Consider the following 25,684-nt stretch of genomic DNA (forward strand, 5'->3'; position numbering starts at 1 on the left):
CAAACATGCGTCACAGATGGCGCTATTTTAGGAGGTTGTTTACGTGAAAGGTACAGTTAAATGGTTCAACGCAGAAAAAGGTTTCGGTTTCATCGAAGTTGAAGGTAGCGAAGATGTATTCGTACACTTTTCCGCTATTCAAGGCGACGGCTTCAAAACTTTGGACGAAGGCCAAGCAGTAGAGTTCGACATTACTGAAGGTAACCGTGGTCCACAAGCAGCTAACGTAGTAAAATTATAAGATTGATATCCGTATTTCACGGATCGCTTATACATTGAACACCAAGTACGTTAAGCACATAGGTCATTTACAGCACAAGCTCCCTTGTTATCAAGGGGCTTGTGCTTTTTTGTTGGATACATATTGTATGCAAGATAAATGAATATGCAGTAACTTTTTTCTTTGGCTATGAACCTGTTGCAGGGTGACAACATTGGGGTGAGTGTACCATAAGGACGTAATGACGTATTTTATCCCTTACGATAGCACCTATACAACAGGAGGAAGATCATCATGACATCAAATAATGAAGCATCGGCGATGTTGTCGCCGAATATGATTGTGCCACAGGGCGTGAAGGACGCGGGTTCAGCATTTGCTTGGTATGAACAGATGCGAACCGAGGCACCGATTCATTACGATGAACAGCGCCGCAGCTGGGATGTGTTTCGGTATGATGATGTACATCGCGTCATGTCGGATTACAAAGCATTCAGCTCGCAGACACGTCGCAATGCCGACGGGCAGCAATCAGAAATGCTACTAATGATGGACCCACCAAAGCATAAAAAGTATCGCAGTATCGTCAACCAAGCGTTTACACTCAAAGCGGTTGCCGCGATGGAGCCACGTATTGCACAGATTACTCATGAGCTGCTAGATCCATTACAGAGCAATACCGAGATGGACATCATTCGCGATCTGTCGTTTCCGTTACCCGTGATTGTGATTGCCGAGCTGCTCGGTGTGCGTGAGCAGGATCGCGAATTGTTTAAAGGCTGGTCGGATACGCTGGTGGAAGGCTTTAGTGGCACAGAAGAGACCGCACAGCAGCTTGCGGCGCGCAAGCAGCAGGCATCGCGCGAACTGTATGGATATTTTATGCAGGTCATTGAACAGCGTAAGCGTCAACCGCAGCATGATCTGGTCTCCGCGTTATTGGCAGCAGAGGTAGAGGGAGAACAGCTAGACCTGCCGCATCTACTCAGCTTTTGCCTCTTGCTGCTCGTGGCTGGCAATGAGACGACAACGAATCTGATTGGCAATGCCGTCATTTGCCTGACTGAAGAGCCGGGACGCTGGCGTGCATTGGCAGACAATCGTGAACAGTTGGATTTGGCAATTGAGGAAGCACTGCGTTTTCGTTCGCCCGTCCAAGGCATGGTGCGTAAGGCAGTGAATGATATTGAGATTGGCGGACAGTTGATTCGACGCGATGATCTGGTTACCGCATGGATTGGTTCTGCCAACCGGGATGAATACAAATTTACAGAGGCGGATCAATATCTGATGGATCGTCATCCCAATCCACATATGGCGTTTGGTATGGGCGTGCATTTCTGCCTTGGCGCTCCATTGGCTCGATTGGAAGCAAGAACCGCGCTGAATGTGCTGTTGGATCGTTTTCCAAATTTGAGCAGAGAGCAGGGGCAGGAACTACAATTGCTCCCTAGCCCGATGGTGCATGGCGTACATCATTTGCTTGTCCAGCTGTAAGCGATCATGTAGATAGAAGTCTATGCTTCACAGGCTCAGTTGTTCACCTGTAAGCCTGACCGTTTGCCTGTATGCCGGATCACGAGCGTAACGATACACAATTCTGCTGCCAAACCAATCGACTGTGCGAGCGCACCGACCATGCCGTTCCACGCTGGAAAAATGAACAGCAGTGTGATCAGCATGACGAAAGTACAGGAAGCATTCGCCATTTGCGAGCGGAACATCGCTTTGGTCTGACCTCGTAGCAAAATCAATCCATTGGCATAATCGAGCCACGGCATGACGAGTGCATACAATACAAAGGCGCGCAGTGTGTACAGACTTTCTGTCAGCAACTCGCCACTTACATTCATAATATGCCCCAATACCCAGTAGCTAAGTGGCGTATACGCGATCAGACCAAGCAAAAGTGCGGGAATAAAACCGGCGATCATGCCGAATTGCCGCACTTTTTTGGCGTCGATGTGATGAAAATTCAGCACAATCTGATGAATATATGTAAAAAAGCTCAATACCAGCTGTAGCAAGCTGCTGGCAATGGCAAACGCTGAGATTGCCAGCGCGATACCTTCTGTTTTACCAAGGGCGATGTTGATCGCTGGTCCAATCAGCATCGCGACAAAGGAAGAGAACAGCAGCGGTTTGTAAAAGGTAAACACATCTCCACGCGTTCGCACATGATGCTGTTCCAGCTGTACTGGCATGCGCTTCGCAATATTGCGACCTTCACTGTAGCTGACAATCGCTTCAATAATCATACCGACGAGGAAGATGATCGCTCCAACCGTCCCACTGTTCACCCGATCGGTAGCAATGAAAAACAGCGATAACGCGTACATACCTGCCAGTCGAAAACCCATGCCGATCGTTAGCCATTTGGTTCGGTTATTTGTAATAATAATGCCTTGATAAATATTGCGGATCACCGAGAAAATACTGACATACATCAGCACCCCATACACGCCCACCACATGTGGCACCAGCTTATCCTCAACCCCGAATACATGCCTGAAAATGAGCGCTCCAACTGGCGTATACACAATCAATCCGCCAATCGCCAGCACAAATGCGAGAAAGATCCACGTAACCCCAGTTAAGGCGGCAAACGATTTGCGATCGCGCACCAGCGCCGAACACGTTTGCCGCAGCAGCGTAGATGGACGCTCCGTAATCGTCACTAGACTCATTGCTAGCGCATAACTGGCAATCACTACCTCAGCATCAGCAGCAAACGCTAATGTGCGGTTAATAATGACATGCGAAATCGTAACAAGCGAGGCAGACAGCCCCATAGGAATAAAAAAAGCCAACAACCGTCTCCATGAGAGCGGTACCTGATCCGACGACATACACCCGATTCTCCTTTGAAATCCTGTCCCTTTGTTCACGTTTTGAACGACGTTGTACCGTACAGGCTGCTATAGTATGCCAACCAGTATACCATAGCATTTCGCACAGTCCGTATGAAATTGCACCATCATAGTATTCGTTTGGAACAAATGAACACAAATATGACATACAATTTAGAAAAATTGCGTTTGTGAAACATTTCAGGTTACTCCTTTTTTGCGTTGAAAAGACAACTGGTTTATCATGTTTATGTTATCTTTTTTCTGAATAATGTGGGTTTGAAGACAGGAACCAACATGAAGCATACAAGGTCTATAAAATACTGGAAAATGCAGTTGTGGCGCGCTGTGATGGATCACACTGCTACGTTGTGAGGGTGCAAAATATGATGTATGATAATGAGGATAGGTTCAACAGACAACCACGTGGAGGCAGCCCATTGAATGATATGATGCAAAGTCGTTACCCGTTTCCCCGCAATGCCATCTCGCTGATGAAGCGGGTGTATAAGTATGGATTGCCGGAGGTACGCCGGGAGCTGGATGAGTGGCGCAAACGGGCAGAGCAGATGCCAGATGCCGAACTCAGGAAACAGGCGCTTGCAAGTATCGCTACCAAGCAGTTTCACTGTGAGGGAGGGGCCATCTATGCGGTGGCCAACATTTCGCAGCGCCATATTTTGCTGCCGCTCATCGTCGCTTTCCAGACGATCAGCGATTATCTTGATAATCTGTGCGACCGCAGCACCTCTATGGATGCAGCGGATTTTCGTCTGCTGCACCAATCAATGCTGGATGCTGTAACACCGGATGCACAGCCGGTCAATTATTATGCACTGCGTACGGAGCAGGAAGATGGCGGTTATCTGGAAGCGCTTGTGCGCACATGTCAGCACAATGTTCGTCAGCTTCCCGATTATACAGTCGTGTTTCCGTATGTGCGCGATCTGGTGTCATTGTATTGTGACCTACAGGTACACAAGCATATTGCGCCGGAATTGCGTGAGAACGCGCTACTGAACTGGTGGGAAGAGAACAAACATCGCACACCGCATTTGCAGTGGAATGAATTTGCAGCTGCAACCGGCTCGACACTCGGCATGTTTATGCTGTTTTTGGCAGCGAGTGGCTTCCAGATGGACGATGCCGGAGCCAAAAAGGTATACGATGCTTATTTTCCTCATGTATGCTGTCTGCATATTATGCTGGACTATGTGATTGATCAGGAGGAAGACCGTCGCGGCGGTGATCTGAACTTCTGCAATTACTATGATTCGCCGGAAACGATGTATCGACGGATTGAGCAGATTGTGGACTGGGCGCGTAGGGATGTAGAGCAGATTGCCGGAACTTCCTTTCATCGCATGATCATCGAAGGGCTGGTTGCCCTGTATTTATCCGATCCGAAGGTAAGTGAGCAGCAAGAAGTGCGAACCGTCTCCAGAAGGCTGATGCGCAAAGGGCCTTTAACTAGAGTCTTTTTCATGGTGAACAGCCGCTGGATTCGCAAGTATATGTATTGAACACAAACAAGGGGGACATCAGAATGTCAGCAACAGAATCAGCAGTTAAGAAAATTGCCGTTTTGACCAGTGGAGGCGACTCCCAGGGCATGAACGCAGCGGTACGTGCCGTTGTGCGCAGCGGTCTGTATTACGGTCTGGAAGTGTGCGGAATTCAGCGCGGTTACCAAGGCCTACTCAATGAGGATATTTTCCCGATGGATCTTCGCAGCGTCGGCGATATTATTCAACGCGGAGGAACCGTATTGCAGTCGGCACGATGTAAAGAGTTTATGACACTGGAAGGTCAGCAAAAAGGTGCAGATATTCTGCGCAAGCACGGAATCGACGGTCTGGTTGTTATCGGTGGCGACGGTTCTTACCAAGGTGCCAACAAGCTGAGCAAGCTGGGTATCAACACGATGGGTCTGCCGGGCACGATTGATAACGACATTTCCTATACTGATTATACGATCGGCTTCGATACCTCCGTAGGGGTAGTCGTAGATGCGATCAACAAATTGCGTGACACGATGTCCTCCCATGAACGTGTATCTATCGTTGAAGTAATGGGTCGTCATTGCGGCGATATCGCTCTGCATGCAGGTCTGGCGTCCGGCGCGGAATCGATTCTCGTTCCAGAAGTACCATTTGATCTGAAAGAAATCGCAGACCGTATGCACAATAACTTCGCTTGCGGTAAACGTCATAGTATTATTATCGTAGCCGAAGGCGCAGGACGCGGGGAAGATGTAGCTGAACAGCTGCACCTGCAATACCCAAGCCTCGAACCGCGCGTTACGGTATTGGGTCACATTCAACGCGGCGGTACACCAACTCCGCGCGACCGCAACCTGGCAAGCCGTCTAGGTGACTTTGCTGTTCGCATGCTGATTCAAGGCGAATCGGATAAAGCTTGCGGTCTGATCAAAGGCGAGCTGACATTGACGGATATTGATAAAGTCGTAAATACGAAAAAAGACTTTGACCATGCTACGTATGAGCTGGCATTGCGTCTATCGCAATAATAGGTTGCACGCAAACAGAGTTCATCAGTCATAGATGAATTTGAAAAGGTGCAAATGCACAAAAAGCACGTACCTATCGGTTACTATTACCGAAAGGTACGTGCTTTTTGCTATCATTATACAATGATTTTTATTACATCAAACAACCTTTTAAGTATCATTTCCATAAAAAAGTTGGAATAAATCGGTAATTTTTCGTCCAAACGTTAGAACATAACTGCAAAGTATTGTACTATAGTGTAGAAGGGTGCAAGACAATTAATTCAATTACCTAGGGTGATGAGAAACCGTAAAGGGGGACACCACACATTGGCGAGAGAAAAAGGTGCAAAAGGAAAGGAGAGCCGATTACGTTTATTACATGCTGCTGCTAAGCAATTTGCAGCCCATGGCTTTCACGCAACCAAAGTCAGTGCAATCGTATCGGAGGCCAAATTATCCCAACCGGCATTTTATTTGTATTTTGAAAGCAAGGATGCCGTATTTGAGGAACTGGTGGACATGTTCCGCTCCAATCTTCAAGAAGTGATCAATAACAGTCAATTGCCAGAGCAACCTGCGGCGAGGCATAGCGCATTGGATCAGCTCTGCCATACGATTCAATCAATGTTTGAATTTTTCTACAGTCATCCCGATTTGACCCGGATCGGATTCTACCTGTCACCGGATGCCGATGACATCAAGATGGAATTGGTGCAGGGCATTGAAAAGATGCTGCGTGTTGAACAGCGTAACGATCATTTTGCCAGTGAGATTCCGATGAATCTGGTAGCGGAATGCCTAGTAGGTACCATTGAGCGTATCGTATTTACCCAGCTGCTGCCGGGCACGATCAGTGCAGAACAACTGGCGATCAATATCGTACAGCTGTATGTATCCGGTCTGGCGCGTAAGCAAAGCAAAGTATAACAACCGGGAGGACATACTGGAATGATTAGCGTCGGTTTGACGGGATGGGGGGATCATGATTCTCTCTATCTCACCAAAGAGGCAACCAAAAACAAGTTGCCTGTATACAGCAGCCTGTTTCCTGTGGTGGAAGTGGACAGTTCCTTTTATGCGATTCAATCCAAGCATAATATGGAGAAATGGACGCAGGAAACGCCGGATTCCTTCCGTTTTCTGGTCAAAGCCTATCAGGGCATGACCGGACATACACGCGGCAAAATTCCATACGATTCCGAAGAGGAGATGTACCGTGCCTTTCGGTTGTCCATCAGCACTATGGAAGAAGCAGGCAAGCTGCTGGCGGCGTTGTTCCAGTTTCCGCCTTGGTTTGATTGTAATCGTGAAAATGTAAACACCTTGCGTAATGTGCGACGCTGGATGGGGGATGTGCCATGCGCGCTGGAATTCCGCCATCAGAGCTGGTTTACTCCGCAAATGCGGGACAAGACGCTACATTTTATGCGAGAAGCCAATTGGATTCATAGTGTGTGTGACGAGCCGCAAGCAGGTGTTGGCTCGGTGCCGATTGTTGAGCAGGCAACCCATTCCGATCTGACCGTTGTGCGTATGCATGGTCGTAATGAATCCGGTTGGAATGCGTCTGGTCAACCAAACTGGCGTGAAGTCCGCTATCTGTATCGGTATAATGAGCAGGAGCTGACGGAGTGGGCAGAGCGGTTAAAGCGACTGGAACAGCAATCCGGCGAAGTGTGCGTGATTTTTAACAATAACTCCGCTGGTGATGCCGCTGATAATGCGCGTCAACTGATGGAGCTTTTGGGACAATCCGTGCCAGAGATTCCGAAGGAAAAAGAACCCGAAGTTCAGCAGGTTGATCTATTTGATCTGTAAGGCTTCCCAATTTAATAGTTTGCATGATGTGTGGTGTGCTGATGTACACTGGAATGAAGTGCAGCATATAACAAACAGTCAGCCCTTGTACAAAACGGGGCTGACTGTTTGTTTTGCATGTAAATTGAAATAACACATATCAATCGTCTTTCTGAATTGTCTGTTTTGAAAACAATGCTCTAAGTTCACATACTGTACAGAGTCAATGGATCATGCAGAATCCTATTCGTGTACAGATTAGGGCGTTCTATAACCAAGTGTACGATTAAACTAGCTTCTTCTGCATATCTCCGCTCTCGGCAGCACGCATATGTCTGAACTTTCGCTGTACCCATAGCAATCGCCATAACAGCGTAACTGCGCCACAGGCTAGCCCAGTACTCAACCCAACCCAGTACCCGTAAGCCCCCAGCGACGTATACGCCGCCAGTACATAACCAACTGGCAGTCCAATAACCCAGTACGACAAAAATGTCAGGAAAAAGGCAGGATTCACATCTTTATATCCACGTAGCGATCCTTGTACCGGTGCAGCAATCGCATCCGACAATTGATAAAAGCTCGCATAGATCATAAAATGTGCAATCAACTCAATTAAGACGGGATCAGACGAATATAGCGCCGATACATCGTACCGGAATAGCAGCAAAATAACGGCTGTACATACTGACAGTCCAATCGCTGTACCGATCCCAAGCATACTATACTGCCGCGCATCCTTTTGCCGTCCGGCACCCACTTCATAACCTACAACAATCGTTAACGCTGTACAAATGCTCAGCGGAATCATATACAGCGTAGAAGCAAAGTTTTGTGCTGCCTGATGGGCAGCGATAGTCATCGTATCGTAACGGCTCATCAACAATGTCACTCCAGCAAAGATCGCTGTTTCAAAAAAGATAGCAAAGCCCATCGGCACGCCTAACTTTAACAATTCCGCCCATTTAGCAGCAGAAGGAGCAGACCAGCGGCTGAGTAAATGATCTTCACGAAAAGGCTCTGCTGTCCGTACGACAATAAGCGCGATGATCAGAATACACCAGTAGGTAATCGCTGAAGCAACACCTGCGCCAACGCCGCCGAGTCGAGGAAAGCCCCAGTTACCAAAAATCAGCAAATAGTTCAATCCGACATTGATCGGCAAGGAACATAGCGTAATCATCATCGAAAAGCGCGTTTGTCCTAGTGCATCGATATATCCACGCAACACCGTATAAGCAAATAACGGCACAATACCCACTGACAAAGCCGCCAGAAAATGCAGAGCCACCTCATGCACTTTGGCTTCCAAATTCATCGCCTGCAATATGCCGGGAACAAGTAGCACACCGGCTCCTAGTACGAGCAGCGCAAGAACGAAGGAGAGCAGTAGCGCCTGCATCACATTGTAGCTTACCTGCTTCCGCTCACCACCGCCGATCAGATGCGAAATCGTTGGCGTAATCGCCACCAGAATCCCGCTAAGCCCAGCTTGCAGTGGAATCCAAAGGCTAGACCCAATCGCTACACCAGCAAGATCCTCGGCACTGGCATGACCAGACATATTCGTATCAAAAAAGCTGATCATCGACAGAGCAATTTGCGTAATCAACACGGGGAACAGAATTTTCAGAAATTGTATGTACTTTTGCGATAATGTAGAGGTTGGAATCATCATCAATCAGCCCTTATCTAGTTTACTTCGTTAGTGTACAACCTTACATCATATGCAAGATTGCACGTCAAGGATACATTGTACAGGATGAACAAAGCATTGAATAGTCATATTGGCATCGAGCATACAAACAACCCCCGGATCAAACCGCATCCGGGGGTTATACATCATCAAAAGTGATTCAACGCTCAATCGTACCCACACTTGCTAAGAGCAGTCGAGCAGTCGAGCAGTCGAGCAGTCGAGCAGTCGAGCAGTCGAGCAGTCGAGCAGTCGAGCAGTCGAGCAGTCGAGCAGTCGAGCAGTCGAGCAGTCGAGCAGTCGAGCAGTCGAGCAGTCGTTAGAAGCTCGCATTCTCGGTATAGCGGTTGGTCGCATTCCAGAGCAGATACTCATCCACACCTTCATCCTTCATTGCACGGATCTGATCATCGACCTGCTTTTTGCCATATTGCACATAATGACCACTGCCGAGCCAGCTGGCGGTAAAGTCTTGAATCCATGGGCGAATGATCGGTTTTTCCTCACCAAGCGGATTCAGCTTTTTGTGCGTATCGACCAGTGAGCCTTTGATCGTAGCGTATGGATTTGTATCCGGGTTAGTCACGCCGAACCAGCCTGTGGTGTAGTGACTTGGATAGATCATTGGGCTAATCACATCGACATTTTCAGAGATTTTGGCAAAATCCTGTCCAATCCCCTCAGCAGCTGGTACGGAAGCAGCATATCCGAAAATATCTACCGATACGCGTACGCCCAGTGGAGCCAGCTCTTTGCGTGCATACTGTACAAATTCAGCGATGACATCGACGCGTGACTCATCTTTGTCCTTGGTGAATTTCAACTCTTTTTCGTGATTTTCAAAGCCTTCGGGGAAGCGTACATAGTCAAATTGGATTTCCTTGAATCCTTTGGCAGCCGCTTCCTTGGCAAGTTCAATATTGTAATCCCACACTTCTTTTTTGTATGGGTTCACAAAGCTGTCGCCTTTGCCGTTCGTCCATACCTGACCGTTACTTTTCACAAATGACAGCTCAGGATGCTTTTTGGCGAGCACTGTGTCTTTAAACACAACGATCCGAGCGATCGGATATACATCATGCTTTTTCAGACGCGTCATCAGCTTATCGATATTGCCGATGAAGTTCTGCGGGCTACCCAGCTTTTGCAGATCATTGTTTTCCGTTTTGTACGTTATGTACCCGGCATCATCCTTCAGGTCAATAACCATGGCATTCAGCTCGGTTTTGTCCAGAAGATTGAGCAGCTTCTCCATGCGAGAGCCGCCTGCGCTGTAGGCTGTTACATAGATGCCCTTCACGACTGGTGCATCTGGCTGTGGATCAATCTTCGCTGGCGGATTGTCTGCATCCACCTCAGTTTGATCCATCTGGCTTTGAATCGCTACCCGGTTCAGCATTGATTGCAGCGATGCGGTTTGTGTGTTCTGTGCCTGAGCCTGCTGATCACCGCCTAGAGCGGTGGACGCCAGCAGCATAAGCGTCCACAAAATATCCATGTCATTAACCCTCATCTCTTATGTATGATTTTTACAAAAGTGGCATTTGCCCTGATTATAACCCAACGTTCATGCAGCAGAGGATACAGTATTGTTACCTGCTAACGCTTTATACACATCCACACTTGAAAAGTTGCGGATGTAGTAACAACAAGTAGGAACAATCCATATAGTAGCACTCGGCGGACGCAAGAATACGGATAGTCGTTTAGATAGCAAACGTACTATTCGTGTTCTATTATGTATGGCTGCATGACTCAAACAAAGGGAATAATGACAATGCCCATCCTATGTATTTAAACTGTCTCATAATCCGCTAAACATGGCAAATACAGGTTGATGAATAAAGTGGCAGCAGAGAGGGGCTGACAATGGTGAAAAGAGTGGGCATACGGAGGCACTATAAGCAAAATGCCGCTTACGTTCGTTTCCATAAAGGAGAGAACGTAAGCGGCATTTATACCTAGCGTTATTTTCGTGAAGCATTGCATGTAAAGACAGTATAGCCGTGTGCATTATTGCAGTAACTGTTGATCTTGATTTTCGCAGATACTGTACTGAATAATTTCCAGTGCATCATTTGGTTCCAAAATACGCAACCCGTCACGCAGTACAATAAGTGAATTGAGTTCCTGCTGTTTTAGGGAAGGCATCATATCCGGGAAACATTTCAAGACAATTTGTGACAATTTAACCTTTTCCATTTCCACAATAATCATCCTTTCCTATCCTGGAATCATTTCGCTTAACAGAAGAAATCATTCTTACGGGAGCTTAGGAAAAGCATGTTGTGCTTTAGGGACTGGAGAACGTGCACAAACTTCAATTATTACTTGATGCGGCGGCGTGTAATAATTTTACTATATATAACGACAAAATGCGACTTTCAGTGAATAGCTGCAAAGCAAACGGTACAAATCTTTTTTGAGGATCAGCTTTTGCGGAATGAACCCATGATACCGATGGTTTCCACCATATTGACGAATGCGTTCGGATCGGTTTCTTTAATAATCCGGCGCAGTTCTGTCAGCTCATAGCGGGTTGTAACGGTCATCAGCATATCTTTGGATTCATTGGAAAAGGCGCCTTCCGCCTTAATCAGCGTCACTCCGCGTTGCAGAGGCATAAGATGTTCCAGCAATTCCTCTGTCCGGTTGGATACGATGAACAGAGTGACTTTGACATGATTGACGTGAATGAGATCGACGACCTTACCGCCCAAATAAATACAGACCATAGAAGCAAGCGCGATATTCCAGTCATCCGACAGATACCCCATCGCCAAAATGACGAGACCGTTCAAACCAACAATAACGTTGCCGACCGGAAAGTCGCGATAGCGCGTAATGATCGAGCCGAGAATATCGAAGCCTCCGGTTGAACCGCCTGCACGAAACGAAATACCGACGCCGATACCGATCAGCACGCCGCCAAATACGGAGGAAATAAGCAGGTCTTTTGCAATAATGGTAGTCGGTATAACAGTCATTAACCAGGTTGTGGCTGCAACCGACACGATACTTAGGAAAATATATCGTTTGCCGAGCATAAACCAGCCGGCAATCAGCAGCGGAATGTTATAGACGAAGTACAGCATACTGATGTTAAGCGGCGTAAAATAGCCCGTTAACATAGCAAGACCTGACACCCCGCCGCTCAGCAATTGATGGGGAATCAGGAACAGGTTGAACGCAGCTGCTGTGAAAATGGAGCCGATTAGCACTCCAAGCAGCGGCATTGATTTTTTTAACATGTGGTCACCTCTAGTGTAGTTAGTAAGTTATGGAAAGTATATGAAACCCAAAATGGAAAGTTTCTTTCGCAATCGTAATTATATTATGAATCAGCTAGTCATGCCTGTGTATTTTGTGATATAATGATTTAGATATTCTTGAGTAGGGATGTTTTGCTGAATAACATTCAGATTTTAATAAATGCAAGACGGGTTTATTTCATCATAGAGAGTATTGAATAACCCTTTTTATTCAACTTTAATCGCACCAGGCATTGAAACAGATGCTCTAAAAGTGATCGGACTTATTCAATAATCAACACCAGCTAACGGATATGGTGGTCTGTGAGACCTCCTGATATGCAGCTATATGCTACTCAATTGCTACTTAAGAATACAAACAAGTTAGTGGATTGTCCACCATCATAGAAGGAGTTTGAATATTTTGACAAAATTTGTAGACTTTGGTTTAGATGAAAAAGTACTGAAAGCGATTATGGAACTGGGTTTTGAGGAAGCAACTCCGATCCAATCCCAATCCATCCCAGTCGCAATGGGCGGAAGTGACCTGATCGGTCAAGCACAAACTGGTACGGGTAAAACAGCAGCATTCAGTATCCCTATTATTAACAAGGTAGAACGTTCGGACGAAAAAATTAGAGCATTGGTTATGGCTCCTACTCGCGAGCTGGCGATCCAGGTTGCTGAGGAAATCGAAAAACTGGCACGCTTCAAAGGCATTCGCTCGTTGCCAATCTACGGTGGTCAAGAGATCGGTCGTCAGATTCGTGCACTGAAAAAGAAACCACAAATCATTATCGGTACACCAGGTCGTTTGCTTGACCACATCAACCGCAAAACGATCAAACTGGAAGACGTACAATACGTTGTACTGGATGAAGCGGACGAAATGCTGGACATGGGTTTCATGGAAGACATTCAGTCTATCCTGAAACAAGTACCGGATGAGCGTCAAACGATGCTGTTCTCCGCAACAATGCCGCCAAACATCCAACGTCTGGCGAACCAATTCCTGAAAGAGCCACAACACGTATCGGTTATTCCGAAACAAATCAGCGCTCCTCTGATCGACCAATCCTATATCGAAGTGAACGAGCGCCAGAAGTTTGATGCTCTGTCCCGTCTGATCGATATGGAATCACCAGAACTGGCTATCGTATTCGGTCGTACAAAACGTCGTGTTGACGAACTGGCAGAAGCCCTGCAAAAACGCGGTTATTCCGCAGACGGACTGCACGGTGACCTGTCCCAGAACCAACGCGATAACGTAATGCGTAAATTCCGCGATGGCAGCATCGATGTACTCGTTGCAACAGACGTAGCAGCTCGTGGTTTGGACGTTTCCGGCGTAACTCACGTTGTAAACTTTGACCTTCCACAAGATCCAGAGAGCTATGTTCACCGTATCGGTCGTACAGGTCGTGCTGGTAAAGAAGGCGCAGCATACTCGTTCGTAACTCCACGTGAGATCGATCACCTGCACTTCATCGAGCGTGTAACGCGTCACAAAATCACTCGTAAGCCTCTGCCATCCCTGGCTGAAGCGATCGAAGGTAAACAACGCATTACAGCTGAGCGCCTGCTGGAGCTGGTTCAAGACGATACTGCTCCTTTGAACGAATACAAAGGGATTGCGATTCAATTGCTGGAAAGCTATGATTCCGTAAACCTGCTGGCAGCTGCAATCAAATTGCTGACAGGCGAGAAAAAGGATGCTCAGATCGATCTGACTCCAGAAGAGCCAATCCGTGCAAAACGTCGCAGACCAGACGTTCGTTCCGGTGGACGCAAACCATCCGGTAACTACAACCGTAACGGCAATGGCGGCGGTGGTGGCGGATACCGTGGTAACCGCGATAACAACCGTGGTGGTTACAGCAGTGGCGGCGGCGGTGGATACCGTGGCAACCGCGATGGTAACAGCAACGGCAACCGTGAAGGCGGACGCAGCGGCGAGTACTCCCGCGACCGCAGACCACGCAGCAACAATGGCGGCGAAAACCGTCGTCCATCGAGCAGCAACCGTTCTGATTCCCCAGAATAATAGTTTATTTTGCAATAGATGATTGACCGGTGAATAACCGGGATCTTTAATACAATAACATGATGGCAGGACAACAAAGGCTACCGAATATTCGGTAGCCTTTTTTTTGCATAGGATGGTATGACAAGATTATTTAATGGAAGTTGGGGATACAGAGGTCACCCCCTATCTATCCTGTATATTATAGATCTCTGGAAGCGCCGATATTTCCATAAGTGGGGCGAGTAGCTAAGATTTGCTTGAATCGGCGTATAAATAAGTCGGATGAACGGGAGACTGGATAATCGGTGGAGCGAACCGACCATAGATAAGAATCTCCTCGATCCGGTAATTGCAGCGGAATTGTAACCATTTCTTTGTGAAAGGATGTGCCATAGGCATGTAGCGAGTGAAGCGTACCTATGGTGACTGCCAGATTGGCACGTACTGCCCGCAGTAACGCGTCTACATTATTGCTTTTAAACAAAATATCGCTGTTTGGAGCAAGCTGACGAACCAGAGTCAGAATATTAGGATCGTTGTACAATACGAGTGGTATATCAGATAGATCATTCAGAATAACCATAGATTGATCAGCAAGTGCGGATTCCTGATGACAAACGAGAATGAGTCGATCCTCTGCTAACGCTTCGAATTGCAAATGATCATATTGTGGAATACTCTGCTCGGATAAGAGCACGAGCCCAATATCGCTTTCTCCATGATGTACACTTTCCAATACAGTTTGTGTGTTATTTTCGATAATCTCAAAGCGACTTCCCGGAAATTCTCGCTTCATATCCGATATACTTTCGATCAATAGCGAGATCGGACCGGGAATGGAAGCGATGCGTAGACGAGAATTGTTCAATTCCTGATAACTGCTAGATTCACGCTTTAATTCTTCGATTTGATTGAGAATGGTTGTGATTTTGGCAATGATGTTTTCGCCTTCTGGGGTAGTCATTGTGCCGGAGCGTGAACGAATGAATAAACGTGTACCTAGCTCTTTTTCAAAAAGCGTAATCGCCCGACTCACTCCGGTCACTGTAATATGACAATTTTCCGCAGCACGAGTAAGTGAGCCTGTGCGAGCGACTTCAGCAATATAGTGCATTTGTTCAATATTCATAGGCAATAGCAGCTCCTTCAGAAATTAGATAGCTGGATATTTGAAAAATACAGCATAACGCATCTATCCGATAGTTGACTAAAAGTTCAGTATAATCGAATTTTAATAGATATATTGTACTAATAGTCTATGATATATTCAAATAAATGCCTATATCACCTCTAAATCGTGAAAGGATAGATCGAGGGAAATCAGATATAGAGAAAGCGGAGTGAGAATATGACCAGAAAAAAAGGGATAGGATACGCTATTGTATTGGTAGCGATTGTCGTCGTTATCGTTGTGCTCGGATTGTCATTCAGTCGGGAGGGCAATGCTAAGAATACCGGCTCCACACCGACCGCCTATGTCGAATCGGATACCGTCAGTTCCAGCTTCAAAGTCGCTGGTAGGGTTAGTGAGCTGCTCGTGCAAGAAGGCGATCATGTAAAAAAAGGGCAGCTACTCGCTGTACTCGATAGTTCGGAATTGCAGGATAAAGTCGCTCAAGCGCAAGCGGCACTGAAAGCCGCACAGGCGAATGTATCACAAGCCAAAGCCGGTGTTGCTCAGGCAGAAGCAGGAATTACGCAAGCGCAAGCAGGTGTTACTCAAGCCGAAGCCGCCGAAACGGCTGCTCGTACGAAGGTGGCTCAAGGCACGATGGCGGTTCAAGTTACTTCCGAATCATCATCCAGCCAATTGGAACAGGCTCAGGCGGCAGCCAATGCAGCCAAAGCCAACTGGGAAGCGATCAAAAGTGGTGCTCGCCCAGAAGAGATTGCTCAACTCAAAGCAAGCACCAGTGCTGCCAAAGATGCACTGGATACTGCACAAAAAAGCCTAAGCCGCAGTCAGCAACTATTTGACGCAGGTCTAGCTACGGATGCTGCATTGGACCAAGCGAAACTTCAACAACAGCAAGCGCAGGCACAGTACGATGCCGCTTTGGAAAAGCAAAATTTAGCTGTCAAAGGCAGTCGACAGGAAGAAATCAACGCTGCGCAGGCACAGTACCAACAAGCACTGGCTGCGGTCAAAGAAGCCCAAGCTGGACAGGGACAGGTCGGTCTGAAGCAGGAAGATGTAAAAGCTGCCCAAGCTGCAGTAGGTCAAGCACAAGGCGCTAGCGATCAGGCAAAAGGAACGGTTGCGCAAGCGCAGGCATCGTACACACTCGCCCAAGCCAAGGTGGAGGCAGCACAATCGCAGGTAGCTCAGGCAAAAGCAGCATTACAAGAAGCTCAAACATATGCCGGATATACCAAGCTACGCGCCGCCGCTGATGGTGTCATCAAAAGTAAATCGGTGAATGCTGGTGAACTGGTCAGTGCTGGTTCTACTGTCTATTCGCTCGAAACGACTTCACAGCGCTGGGCAAAATTTTATATGACTGAAACGGCATTGAGCGGATTGCATACTGGCGATCCCGTGCAGGTTCAATTGCTGGGCGATGGTACAACCGTGCAGGGCAAAGTGAAGGTGATCGACGCCGCTGCGGATTTTGCTATTCAAAAGCCGAGTCAAAGCTCCGGCGATACCGATATTCGTTCGTTTGGCGTGAAAGTGCTGTTGACCGGACTTCCTGATAACGTACCGACTGGAAGCACCGTGCTATTCAGTGGCAAAGGAGCGCAGTAAGATGAATATAGGACGGGCAATCGCAGATGAATGCAGACATATGTTTACAATTCCCAAGTTGGCTGCGATCCTGCTGCTAATGCCGATACTGTATGCCGTGCTGTTCGGATTCCTATATTCACACGAGCGGATTACTGAGATGCCCGTGGTAGTCTATGATGGGGACAATTCCAGTTTAAGCCGTCAGATTATTCAAGCATTTGATGCGACCGATACATTTCAGGTGACGGGACAGCGCTGGAATCAGGAGGATGTAGTGCAGGCAGTACAATCCGGTGAAGCTCGTGTCGGGCTGATTATTCCGCCTAACTTCATGTCCGGCTTGCAGCATGGAGAACATATACCTATTCTCACCTTGATCGACGGTAGCAATCTGATCTACTCCAATAGTGCTTCACGTATTGCCAATCAGGTCATTATGAGCGTGAGTAGCGGAGCAACCTTGCAAACGCTGGACAAGCAGGGCATGAGCAGCGAGCAGGCAGGTGCATTGCTGAATACCATTCCATATCGCTCCCGTGTGCTCTACAATCCTGTATTTAATTATGAGTACTACATGCCGATTGGTGTCATTTCTGCCGCTTTACAACAGTGTTTATTGCTCGGCATCGCGCTATCCTGTACATGGCAAAAGGAAGCCGGCTCGTGGCATCAATTTAGCGTTTGGCGCTTTTCACCATGGAAGCTAGCGATTGCCAAGCTGACACCGTATTTTTTGATTGGACTTGTGAATATTGTAGTTTCGTTCTCGATTGCACATTTTGGCTTCGGGATTCCTTTTGCTGGACAATTCATACCGCTACTGTTCTTGTCGCTGGCATTTAATTTTGCAGTGTGTGGATTGGGATTTCTATTCAGCGTCGTGTCCAAACGTCAGGTGGATGCTATTCAGGCATTAATGCTCATTGCAATGCCTTCGTTCATGCTCTCCGGGTATACATGGCCCCTTGAAGCGATGCCGAAGGTGCTGCGTGTCATTGGTGAATGTCTACCATTGACTCACTTTTTACAAGGTATACGTAGTATTGTGGTCAAAGGATTATCGGTAGAATCAATATGGGGCAATGTGATGGCACTCAGCTTGATTGGATTGGTCACATTGCTGATCTCCTTCGTCATCTATCCATTATCGATGCGCCGTTATACCGAAGCTGTAGAGACTAGCGTATCGAGTTCTACAGCTGAACCAGTACCCAAAGGATAATCATCATCCAGCGTATCCCTCTAACATATAGCTATACTGCTCCCATCTGATTAAAGTAGGAATCGATGGAACAGTATAGCTATTTCGTCTTTTTATAAACCTATTGCTTGCTAGTACAATGACCCAACTTCTCTGCAAAATGCTGGTATTATGCTCGCAAAGCATAGGAAACTGACTGTCATTATCAAACCATAGTCCATATGCAATATGGGCTGGTATTGTCTGGTTAACATAGGTTATAGTTAAGATAGATATCATCAGAGATGCGGCATCGGGGATGCTGGCGCAAATGAGGGGGAAGATGATTTGGAATTTAGAGGGGTAATGGGCGGACTGTACCGCTTATCCGAATGGATTATGCGACTAGCGGGCAGCAATCTGCTGTGGGTCATTTGTTCGTCGCCATTTTTGTTTTTTCTGGTATTCCGATTTATTTTTATGCAATCTGGGGCAAGTCAAAACGATATTTTGCAGACGAACTGGGCAATGGGCATTTTAGCGCCATTTGTACTGTTTCCGGCAACATCCGCACTGTTCACCGTTGTTCGTAAATGGGTGATGGGTGAAGGTGATGTATCCGTTATCAAAACGTTTTTCCGCGGCTATAAGGAAAATTATAAGCAGAGCATGATTGGTGGTATTTTCTACACTCTGCTGTTTGTGATCATGTATGTTGATTATACTGTGTATATGAATCAATTCCCGAATCTGCAGCTGCTAGGTATTGTAATGCTGATCTTCCTGCTTGTGCTGTTTGTGTCACTATTCAACTTCTTCTCCATGGTGGCGCACTATCACATGAAGCTTAAGGATATTATCAAAAATGCCATTCTGCTGTCGATTGTACGTCCATTCCGATTGTTCTCCACATTGCTTGGAACGGTAGCACTGCTGTTTATCGGTACTCGCTATCCGGTGTTGTTCCTGTTCTTCTTATCCTCAGCAATCGCATGGTTCGCTTTCTTTAACTTTTACGGTATGTTCCTGAAAATGCAGGAGCAATCGGAGAAGCAAGCAGCCGAACAGCAGGAGAAGGAGTTGCAGGCGGATGAGCAACTGGCAATTGGTGATCAATCGCCTGAGCAGAGTGCACAGCGTATAGATTCTTCCGCACCATCTCAACCGTCGATGGATCAGGATGTACAGAAAAACCTGACCGATAAGAGCGTAACGGACAACAAAGAACGTCCATCCTAAACACGGTTCCTATACCAGATCGGTGAAGATGGAAGGATAGGCTGGAGCAGCTTCCATACTGCTCCAGCCGCCAAAGTCCTCTTATTTTTTAGAAAAACAATCTCATTCTTAATCACATTGTAAGCACTTACAAAAAAGTGGGAGAGAATGCCGAAATCGTCTTTACAAAACCAAACATGAAGTTTATAATAAATTTACATCCTGCAATGTACGCCTCGATTTCTCGTTGTTTTGAACCAATGATGATGTCTCGGGAGACCTATATGTAACTGACGCTGACCGGCCCTATCCATTGGATGTGGGGACTTCAAAATCAGTTCTGCGATCACCCACCTGCTAAGCAGGTTCGAAGACAATGTTATCGGACGGCATCTGCGGGACCGTTTTACACCTTTTACTCTAAGCAAAAGGTAGGTGCCGACTTTATGTCGACAGGATTTAAGCAGAAAACGTTCTGAATGGATTCCTGGGAATCCTTATTTCAGAGCGTTTTTTGTTTGCGCTTACATGCTAACTGTCTGGATATGACAGTGTCGATATATGGCATAATATTGGTTTTCTTATTTACGTAGTAATGATACACTGATAGTAATGATAGCTTTGTAGATGCAAAGGAGGAAATGTCTTGTCGTTGAAAAGAACGTTAGTGGGAATCATTCGTAGCCAGGAAGGCACAGGCGACCGCGCCAAAGATCCGCAAATGAAAACAAGATATTATAACCTTTCCCGCGAGCGCGCTTGGGAAGAAGTTTCTTCAACATTAAAAAAAATTCCCGGCTTCAAGGTGCTGCATGAAGTGCATAGTGTAGGCGAGATTACATTGGAACGGAAAACAGGATTTGGACGCATCATGGACATTACAGTATCGATCGTAGCCGTTAGTCCGGTACGCAGTGCGATTGATATTCACTCTGCTTCCCGTGGCTCACTAGGCGATTTGGGTGCTAACTACCGTAATATTTTGACGCTGTTTGGCGCACTGGACAAAAAATTGGCTCAATACAAAATCGACAATCCATAACCAAACGCTTCTGCTTGCACTTAGGTATACTGCTGACTGGGCATAAGCAATACCGCAATACGTATAACCGACGATGGGATAACGATCTGGGGGATGCAGTGGGTACATAAGGTTTGAACGGCTTGATGACAATAGAATTCACAGTGTTGATGGTATTGAATCGCAGCGTTCAGACGTTGGAGTCTATCAAAAGGATATTTCGCTTTTGGTGCATCTATAGTGTTATGTTGTCTTTTGTAAGCGTAACAATAAGGGATATTATACAAAAGACCTTCTTCTTGCCGTCGGCAGAAAAAGGTCTTTTGCATGTTCGTATTGTGAATAACGAATGATCTTACCTGAAACAGCAGTTCATGTTCAAATGATCTTCAGCAGAATATGTTCTATTCTACCGAATCATCCTTGAATTTCATTTATCTCGCTTCTCATTCATTGGGAAACGATTTAGCCCAGCAAGCCTTTAACAGCTGCAATCGCTTGATCATAATTCGGATGCTCGCTCATCTCCGGCAAATATTCCACATAGCGGATCACATCATCGCGGTCGATTACGAAAATAGCACGCATATCGATCACAAATTCCTTGATCAGCACGCCATATGCTTTGCCAAAAGAGTTGTCGCGGTAATCAGACAGTGTTACGACACGATCTACACCAGCGGCACCGCACCAGCGAGCTTGTGCAAATGGCAGATCCGCGCTGATAGTCAGAATAACTACATCTTCGCCCAGCTCGGAAGCAGCTTCATTGAAGCGACGGGTTTGTGCATCACATACACCAGTATCGAGTGATGGCACAACACTGATCAGCTTGATCTGACCTGCATAATCAGATAGACTCGCTTGCTCCAGCAGGTTTTTGCTGATAGTAAAAGCAGGAGCCTTGTCACCCACCTGCAATTCAGGTCCAATAAGAGTAATGGCATTCCCTTTAAAAGCGGCAACGCCTGTACGTTCTTGCGTCATCTTTATTCCTCCTCAAAATAATTTAGAGATGGCTATATGCATGCACAGTCATCATTTACGTTATGTAGGGTAATCATATTACAGAAATAACCGTACATTTTCGCATTTTAAGCCCGAGTTTATTATAATAAAGCATGGGGAAGAAAGCAAAAATGAACGTTTGTATGAGTATGTCAGAAGACAAGGAGAACCTATGTTATTTGTTCGTTATGAGAGTTGGAAAAGCTTTTTGCGGTTTTATCCGCTTACCTCGTTAATCATCATCGCCAATGTGGTTGTGTTTATTTTGATGACTATCAATGGCGGCTCGCGAAATCAGAACACGTTGGTGGACTACGGCGCCCTAACGAATCTGGAAGGCTATGATCAATGGTGGCGTACGATTACGGCAATGTTTGTGCATATTGGGTTTGATCATCTGTTGTTCAACTCGTTTGCCTTGATCGTATTCGCCCCACCATTGGAAAGATTGCTAGGAACATGGCGTCATGGACTACTGTATTTTGGTAGCGGTATTATCGGTAACGTCATTAGTTTAGAGCTGTACCGTCAATCAACGGAGGGACATTTGGCAGCTGGCGCTTCGGGAGCAATTTATGGCGTGTATGGAGCATTTTTGTATATCGCTTTGTTTCAGCGTCAAATGCTGGATCGAGCTTCACGTCAAACGATTTATACCATTCTTGGTTTGGGACTGGTATTTACATTCCTTACGCCGGGAATTGGTATCTGGGCGCATCTCGGCGGTCTGATCTCAGGATTCTTCATCTATGGGTTGCTGCTGCGCCTGACTGGTCTGCGAGGACGCTGGGAGCGTATTTTCCGCCAGTACCAGCAGCAGCGTGAACTGGAGCTGCGTCGACAGGAAGAAGAACGCATGAAGCTGGAACGTGAGCAGGGCATGCAGGAGCATCAGCATCATCAAGTTCCTCACTCCCATACGGATGATGTGCAGGAGCGCGGAACCGATGACAAGCGCAAGAAATAAAGGTAAGTAAAGGAATAAGAGAATATAAAAAAAGCCGTCAGCCCAATAGTGGGTGACGGCTTTTTTGTAGATAATGCTCATATCCTTATACATCCATTTGCAATGGAATACGATATACTGGAAGTAACAACGGATTAGTCGCGGTTACCAAACAGCAAGAACAGGTAACGTGCAAGTTCCAGTACCGACAGTAATGCGGCAGCTACATAAGTGAGTGCAGCAGCATTCAGTACTTTACCTACATTGCGTTCTTCATCTTGGGTTACATAACCTTCCGCAACCATAATGTCGCGAGCGCGGTTACTTGCGTTAAATTCAACTGGCAGCGTTACGAGTTGGAATGCAACCGCAGCCGAGAAGAAAATGACACCCAGACCAATCAGGTTGAACGAGCTGAATAGAAAACCTGCCAACAGTAGAAACGGAGCGATACCAGATGTGAAGTTAACCACCGGGAACATCCGATGACGAAGCTTCAGCATCGGATAATGCTGTTTGTGCTGAATGGCGTGACCAATCTCGTGACACGCAACGGCAACCGAGGAGATGCTAGTGCCGTAATAAACCGGCTCGGACAGACGTACCACGCGGTTTACCGGATCATAGTGGTCAGACAGTGTGCCTTGTACAGGCTCGATCGGAACATCCTGCAGACCGTTAGAATCCAACATATGGCGTGCAGCCTGATAGCCGCTAATTCCACGCATATTCGGTACTTCAGAGAACTTATTGAAAGTACCTTTGACCTTAAACTGCGCCCAGATGGTCAGACCGAATGCAGCAATAATTAATATCAAAAAGATACCGTTCGTCATATTTCATTCCTCCATATAATGTAGCGGACTACATGAAGCCTGAACCCTGTCCAAGCAGAAACTTCAATGCTTCAATGCAAGCTGCACTCTGGGGAACCAGATTGATAAATGCCCGTTTGGCCTGTGTCGGCTTCATCTGCTGCAATAATGGTTCTAACTCGCGCACTTCGCGCTGCAACTGTTCCATATGCAGTTCGATTTCGCTTAGACGCTTGGTCACCTGTTCCTCATCGGTTACACGATCCCAGGCATTTAGCTTTTCCCTGATTTCCTCAAGAGTATACTTGTCCTGCTTTAACTTTGTAATACGTTCCAACCGAGACAACGTTTCAAAACTATACAGGCGATAATTTTTCAACGAGCGGCTTTCCGGTTGAATGAGTCCCATTTTTGTATAATAATCGACGGTTCGCTCACTAATCCCGGCGATTCTGGACAGTTCTCCAATACGGTATAATTTCATATCCCCAACGTATTCACCCCCGTTTTTGTTCATATAAACGAGGATTCAACACTGCTGAATCCCAATGCCTATATTACAGGAATTTAAACCATACAGTCAAACGTAATGCTTATTCAGATATACCCCGTAATGACAGGCTGTAACCGCAACAGATATTGATCAGTATGCGATATGAAACCATTGATATAACAACATATTGAAGTACTTGTATATAATATACGCTCTTTGGCTTAAATGTACCTGAAATTTGGCTGAATGACCCTTAAAAAGTAATTTCACAAAAATTCCATATATTTATACATGGAACGGTAAAGAGCAAGATGAAAAGTAGTGAAAACCATGTAAGTGATCTGCAAAAATGCCCATGATTTGGTTGTAAGCAATCCTATATTTATAAGAAGAAAAGCGGTGAATATAGAGGTTACAAAACTATTTTCATGATTTTGAAAATTAACTCTTGTCATCCGTGTTTTAATCTGATTATAATGACATTAAGGATTTCACGATATGTGAAGTAACATTACATAGGGGAGTGGGTAAAATGAGAAAAAAATGGGCCGTTACGGGGTTGGCGGCATCCGCACTTCTAGCTTTTCCGTTTAGCGCGTTTGCGGCGGATGAAGTTACTGCTGATGTAGTAAAAACGAATCTGGATACGTTCTTCGTATTCTTAGCATTCGCGCTGGTATTGTTCATGCAGGCAGGCTTTGCTTTTCTGGAAGCTGGTTCTGTACGAATGAAAAATGCCGGTCACGTTGCCGGTAAAACAATCTTGACACTCGGTATCGCACTGGTTGCCTTCTGGGCATTCGGTTTTGGACTCGGCTTTGGCGACGGTAACGGATTTTTCGGTTATCAAGGGTTCTTCCTGAATGGGGAAGATATGAAGCCTTTGTTCGGCGCATTGTCTGGTCTCGATATTCCGATCTCGATGATGTTCTTGTTCCACCTTGCGTTTGCAGCAGTATCACTGTCAATCGCATTTGGCGGATTTGCTGAGCGTGCAAAGCTTAGCGTATATATCGTGTTCGGCGTTCTGTTCATGATTATCATTTATCCAATCATCGCTCACTGGGTATGGGGCGGCGGCTGGTTGGCAGCAATCGGTATGCAGGATTATGCGGGTTCGACCGTTGTCCATTTGACCGGTGCAACAGCGGGTCTGGCGGCAACACTGCTGCTCAAACCACGTCTGGGCAAATATAACAAAGACGGCAAACCTAACATTATTCCGGGTCATAACCAAGTATTCTCGGTTATCGGTGTATTTATCCTCTGGTTCGGCTGGATGGGCTTCAACCCTGGTAGCGCACTGACACCAGATGGCGGATTCTTCACGTATGTAGCACTGACTACGAATCTGGCAGCAGCAGCAGGCGGTATCGCGGCTCTGTTGATCTCTTGGGTCGTATTGGGTAAAGGCGACATTCCAAGCATGCTGAACGGCGTACTGGCAGCACTGGTTGCTATCACTGGTTCTTGTGCATTTGTTGATGTATGGGCAGCGGTTGTCATCGGTCTGGTTGCTGGTGTGGTTACATTCTTCACAGCACAATGGTTTGAAAAAGCAGGTGTGGACGATCCGATCTACGCATTCTCCGTACACGGTATTGCTGGTATGTGGGGCGCAATCTCTACTGGTTTGTTCGCTACACCGGAACTGGCTGCTAAAGTGAATGTAGGTCAAGCGGGTCTGTTCTACGGCGGCGGCTTCCATCAACTGGGTGTACAGCTGCTCGGTATGATCGGAACGTTCATCTTCGTTCTTGTTCTGTCGTTTATCATCCTCGGTATCATGAAAGCACTGGGCGGTATCCGTGTAACAGAAGAAGAGGAAATGATGGGTCTGGATATTAGTGAGCACGGTTCTTACGGTTATCCAGAGCAAATGAAGGCGATCGGCGAAGTGGATCGCACAAAAGTAAACTAA

22 protein-coding genes, 1 other RNA gene and 1 pseudogene are annotated in these 25,684 nt (G+C 46.5%); 15 read left to right on the top strand and 9 right to left on the bottom strand.

Annotated elements, in window-relative coordinates; translation table 11 throughout:
* Window positions 1–43 precede the first annotated feature (43 nt).
* Together ABXR35_RS04190 and ABXR35_RS04195 are read left to right on the top strand one after the other, a co-directional pair.
* Window positions 44–241 carry a cold shock domain-containing protein gene (locus tag ABXR35_RS04190; protein WP_017813838.1) on the top strand — a complete coding sequence of 66 codons (198 nt, stop codon included), beginning with the start codon at window positions 44–46 and terminating at the stop codon, window positions 239–241.
* Between the two features lie 273 nt (window positions 242–514).
* A complete protein-coding gene (locus ABXR35_RS04195; protein WP_367055856.1) occupies window positions 515–1,717 on the top strand; it encodes a cytochrome P450 in 1,203 nt (400 codons plus the stop codon).
* A 35-nt stretch (window positions 1,718–1,752) separates the two neighbouring features.
* Here the strand turns inward: ABXR35_RS04195 and ABXR35_RS04200 are convergent, their stop codons facing one another.
* A complete protein-coding gene (locus ABXR35_RS04200) occupies window positions 1,753–3,069 on the bottom strand; it encodes a multi antimicrobial extrusion protein MatE (protein WP_367055858.1) in 1,317 nt (438 codons plus the stop codon).
* A 440-nt stretch (window positions 3,070–3,509) separates the two neighbouring features.
* Between ABXR35_RS04200 and ABXR35_RS04205 the strand changes: the two genes are divergently transcribed.
* The 4 genes from ABXR35_RS04205 to ABXR35_RS04220 all read left to right on the top strand — a co-directional run bounded on the left by ABXR35_RS04205 (window position 3,510) and on the right by ABXR35_RS04220 (window position 7,399).
* Complete coding sequence (locus ABXR35_RS04205; RefSeq protein ID WP_367055861.1) at window positions 3,510–4,592, top strand: tetraprenyl-beta-curcumene synthase family protein; 1,083 nt, start codon at window positions 3,510–3,512, stop codon at window positions 4,590–4,592.
* Between the two features lie 23 nt (window positions 4,593–4,615).
* Window positions 4,616–5,599: a 6-phosphofructokinase gene (gene pfkA, locus ABXR35_RS04210; RefSeq protein ID WP_367055864.1), complete on the top strand. Its 984-nt coding sequence runs from the start codon at window positions 4,616–4,618 to the stop codon at window positions 5,597–5,599.
* A 309-nt stretch (window positions 5,600–5,908) separates the two neighbouring features.
* Window positions 5,909–6,508, top strand: coding sequence for a TetR/AcrR family transcriptional regulator (locus ABXR35_RS04215; protein ID WP_367055866.1), 600 nt, complete (start codon window positions 5,909–5,911; stop codon window positions 6,506–6,508).
* A 21-nt stretch (window positions 6,509–6,529) separates the two neighbouring features.
* A complete protein-coding gene (locus ABXR35_RS04220) occupies window positions 6,530–7,399 on the top strand; it encodes a DUF72 domain-containing protein (protein ID WP_367055869.1) in 870 nt (289 codons plus the stop codon).
* A 265-nt stretch (window positions 7,400–7,664) separates the two neighbouring features.
* Here the strand turns inward: ABXR35_RS04220 and ABXR35_RS04225 are convergent, their stop codons facing one another.
* On the bottom strand, window positions 7,665–9,053 hold the full coding sequence (locus ABXR35_RS04225) for an MATE family efflux transporter (protein ID WP_367061169.1): 1,389 nt from the start codon (window positions 9,051–9,053) through the stop codon (window positions 7,665–7,667).
* A 176-nt stretch (window positions 9,054–9,229) separates the two neighbouring features.
* Here ABXR35_RS04225 and ABXR35_RS04230 point away from each other — a divergent pair, with 176 nt between their 5' ends.
* On the top strand, window positions 9,230–9,397 hold the full coding sequence (locus tag ABXR35_RS04230) for a hypothetical protein (protein WP_367055871.1): 168 nt from the start codon (window positions 9,230–9,232) through the stop codon (window positions 9,395–9,397).
* Here the strand turns inward: ABXR35_RS04230 and ABXR35_RS04235 are convergent.
* The 3 genes from ABXR35_RS04235 to ABXR35_RS04245 form a co-directional block, all read right to left on the bottom strand.
* Window positions 9,394–10,572, bottom strand: a complete 1,179-nt coding sequence (locus ABXR35_RS04235; RefSeq protein WP_367055874.1) for a putative glycoside hydrolase — start codon at window positions 10,570–10,572, stop codon at window positions 9,394–9,396. The genes ABXR35_RS04230 and ABXR35_RS04235 overlap by 4 nt on opposite strands.
* Window positions 10,573–11,087: 515 nt before the next feature.
* Complete coding sequence (locus ABXR35_RS04240) at window positions 11,088–11,291, bottom strand: hypothetical protein (RefSeq protein WP_367055877.1); 204 nt, start codon at window positions 11,289–11,291, stop codon at window positions 11,088–11,090.
* 212 nt (window positions 11,292–11,503) lie between these two features.
* A complete protein-coding gene (locus tag ABXR35_RS04245) occupies window positions 11,504–12,325 on the bottom strand; it encodes a YitT family protein (RefSeq protein ID WP_367055880.1) in 822 nt (273 codons plus the stop codon).
* A gap of 424 nt (window positions 12,326–12,749) precedes the next feature.
* Between ABXR35_RS04245 and cshA the strand changes: the two genes are divergently transcribed.
* Window positions 12,750–14,369: a degradosome RNA helicase CshA gene (gene cshA / locus ABXR35_RS04250; protein ID WP_367055883.1), complete on the top strand. Its 1,620-nt coding sequence runs from the start codon at window positions 12,750–12,752 to the stop codon at window positions 14,367–14,369.
* Between the two features lie 181 nt (window positions 14,370–14,550).
* Here the strand turns inward: cshA and ABXR35_RS04255 are convergent, their stop codons facing one another.
* Window positions 14,551–15,480 carry a LysR family transcriptional regulator gene (locus tag ABXR35_RS04255; RefSeq protein WP_367055886.1) on the bottom strand — a complete coding sequence of 310 codons (930 nt, stop codon included), beginning with the start codon at window positions 15,478–15,480 and terminating at the stop codon, window positions 14,551–14,553.
* 219 nt (window positions 15,481–15,699) lie between these two features.
* On the opposite strand from ABXR35_RS04255, the gene ABXR35_RS04260 reads away from it, so the two are divergent.
* The 5 genes from ABXR35_RS04260 (at window position 15,700) to ABXR35_RS04280 (ending at window position 20,522) form a co-directional block, all read left to right on the top strand.
* Complete coding sequence (locus ABXR35_RS04260) at window positions 15,700–17,100, top strand: HlyD family secretion protein (RefSeq protein WP_367055889.1); 1,401 nt, start codon at window positions 15,700–15,702, stop codon at window positions 17,098–17,100.
* 1 nt (window position 17,101) lies between these two features.
* The gene (locus ABXR35_RS04265; protein ID WP_367055892.1) at window positions 17,102–18,304 is read left to right on the top strand and encodes an ABC transporter permease; all 1,203 of its coding nucleotides are present in this window, start codon (window positions 17,102–17,104) and stop codon (window positions 18,302–18,304) included.
* 306 nt (window positions 18,305–18,610) lie between these two features.
* Window positions 18,611–19,501: a YesL family protein gene (locus tag ABXR35_RS04270; RefSeq protein WP_367055894.1), complete on the top strand. Its 891-nt coding sequence runs from the start codon at window positions 18,611–18,613 to the stop codon at window positions 19,499–19,501.
* A gap of 195 nt (window positions 19,502–19,696) precedes the next feature.
* A non-coding RNA gene (gene ssrS / locus ABXR35_RS04275) (6S RNA) lies at window positions 19,697–19,886 on the top strand.
* Window positions 19,887–20,126: 240 nt separating this feature from the next.
* Complete coding sequence (locus tag ABXR35_RS04280) at window positions 20,127–20,522, top strand: DUF1499 domain-containing protein (RefSeq protein ID WP_367055897.1); 396 nt, start codon at window positions 20,127–20,129, stop codon at window positions 20,520–20,522.
* Window positions 20,523–20,966: 444 nt separating this feature from the next.
* On the opposite strand, the gene tpx is transcribed toward ABXR35_RS04280, so the two are convergent.
* Entirely contained in the window at window positions 20,967–21,488 is a 522-nt protein-coding gene (tpx, locus tag ABXR35_RS04285) for a thiol peroxidase (protein ID WP_367055900.1), read from the bottom strand.
* A gap of 193 nt (window positions 21,489–21,681) precedes the next feature.
* On the opposite strand from tpx, the pseudogene ABXR35_RS04290 reads away from it, so the two are divergent.
* A pseudogene (locus ABXR35_RS04290) lies at window positions 21,682–22,296 on the top strand (rhomboid family intramembrane serine protease); the annotation flags it as partial.
* 314 nt (window positions 22,297–22,610) lie between these two features.
* On the opposite strand, the gene ABXR35_RS04295 reads toward ABXR35_RS04290, so the two are convergent.
* Window positions 22,611–23,291: a zinc metallopeptidase gene (locus ABXR35_RS04295; protein ID WP_367055903.1), complete on the bottom strand. Its 681-nt coding sequence runs from the start codon at window positions 23,289–23,291 to the stop codon at window positions 22,611–22,613.
* A 28-nt stretch (window positions 23,292–23,319) separates the two neighbouring features.
* Window positions 23,320–23,754 (bottom strand): MerR family transcriptional regulator, encoded by a 435-nt coding sequence (locus ABXR35_RS04300; protein WP_367055906.1) that lies wholly within the window; start codon window positions 23,752–23,754, stop codon window positions 23,320–23,322.
* A gap of 541 nt (window positions 23,755–24,295) precedes the next feature.
* Here ABXR35_RS04300 and ABXR35_RS04305 point away from each other — a divergent pair.
* Window positions 24,296–25,684, top strand: a complete 1,389-nt coding sequence (locus ABXR35_RS04305) for an ammonium transporter (RefSeq protein WP_367055909.1) — start codon at window positions 24,296–24,298, stop codon at window positions 25,682–25,684.

Source organism: Paenibacillus sp. JQZ6Y-1, assembly GCF_040719145.1.
Classification (GTDB): Bacteria; Bacillota; Bacilli; order Paenibacillales; family Paenibacillaceae; genus Saccharibacillus; species Saccharibacillus kandeliae.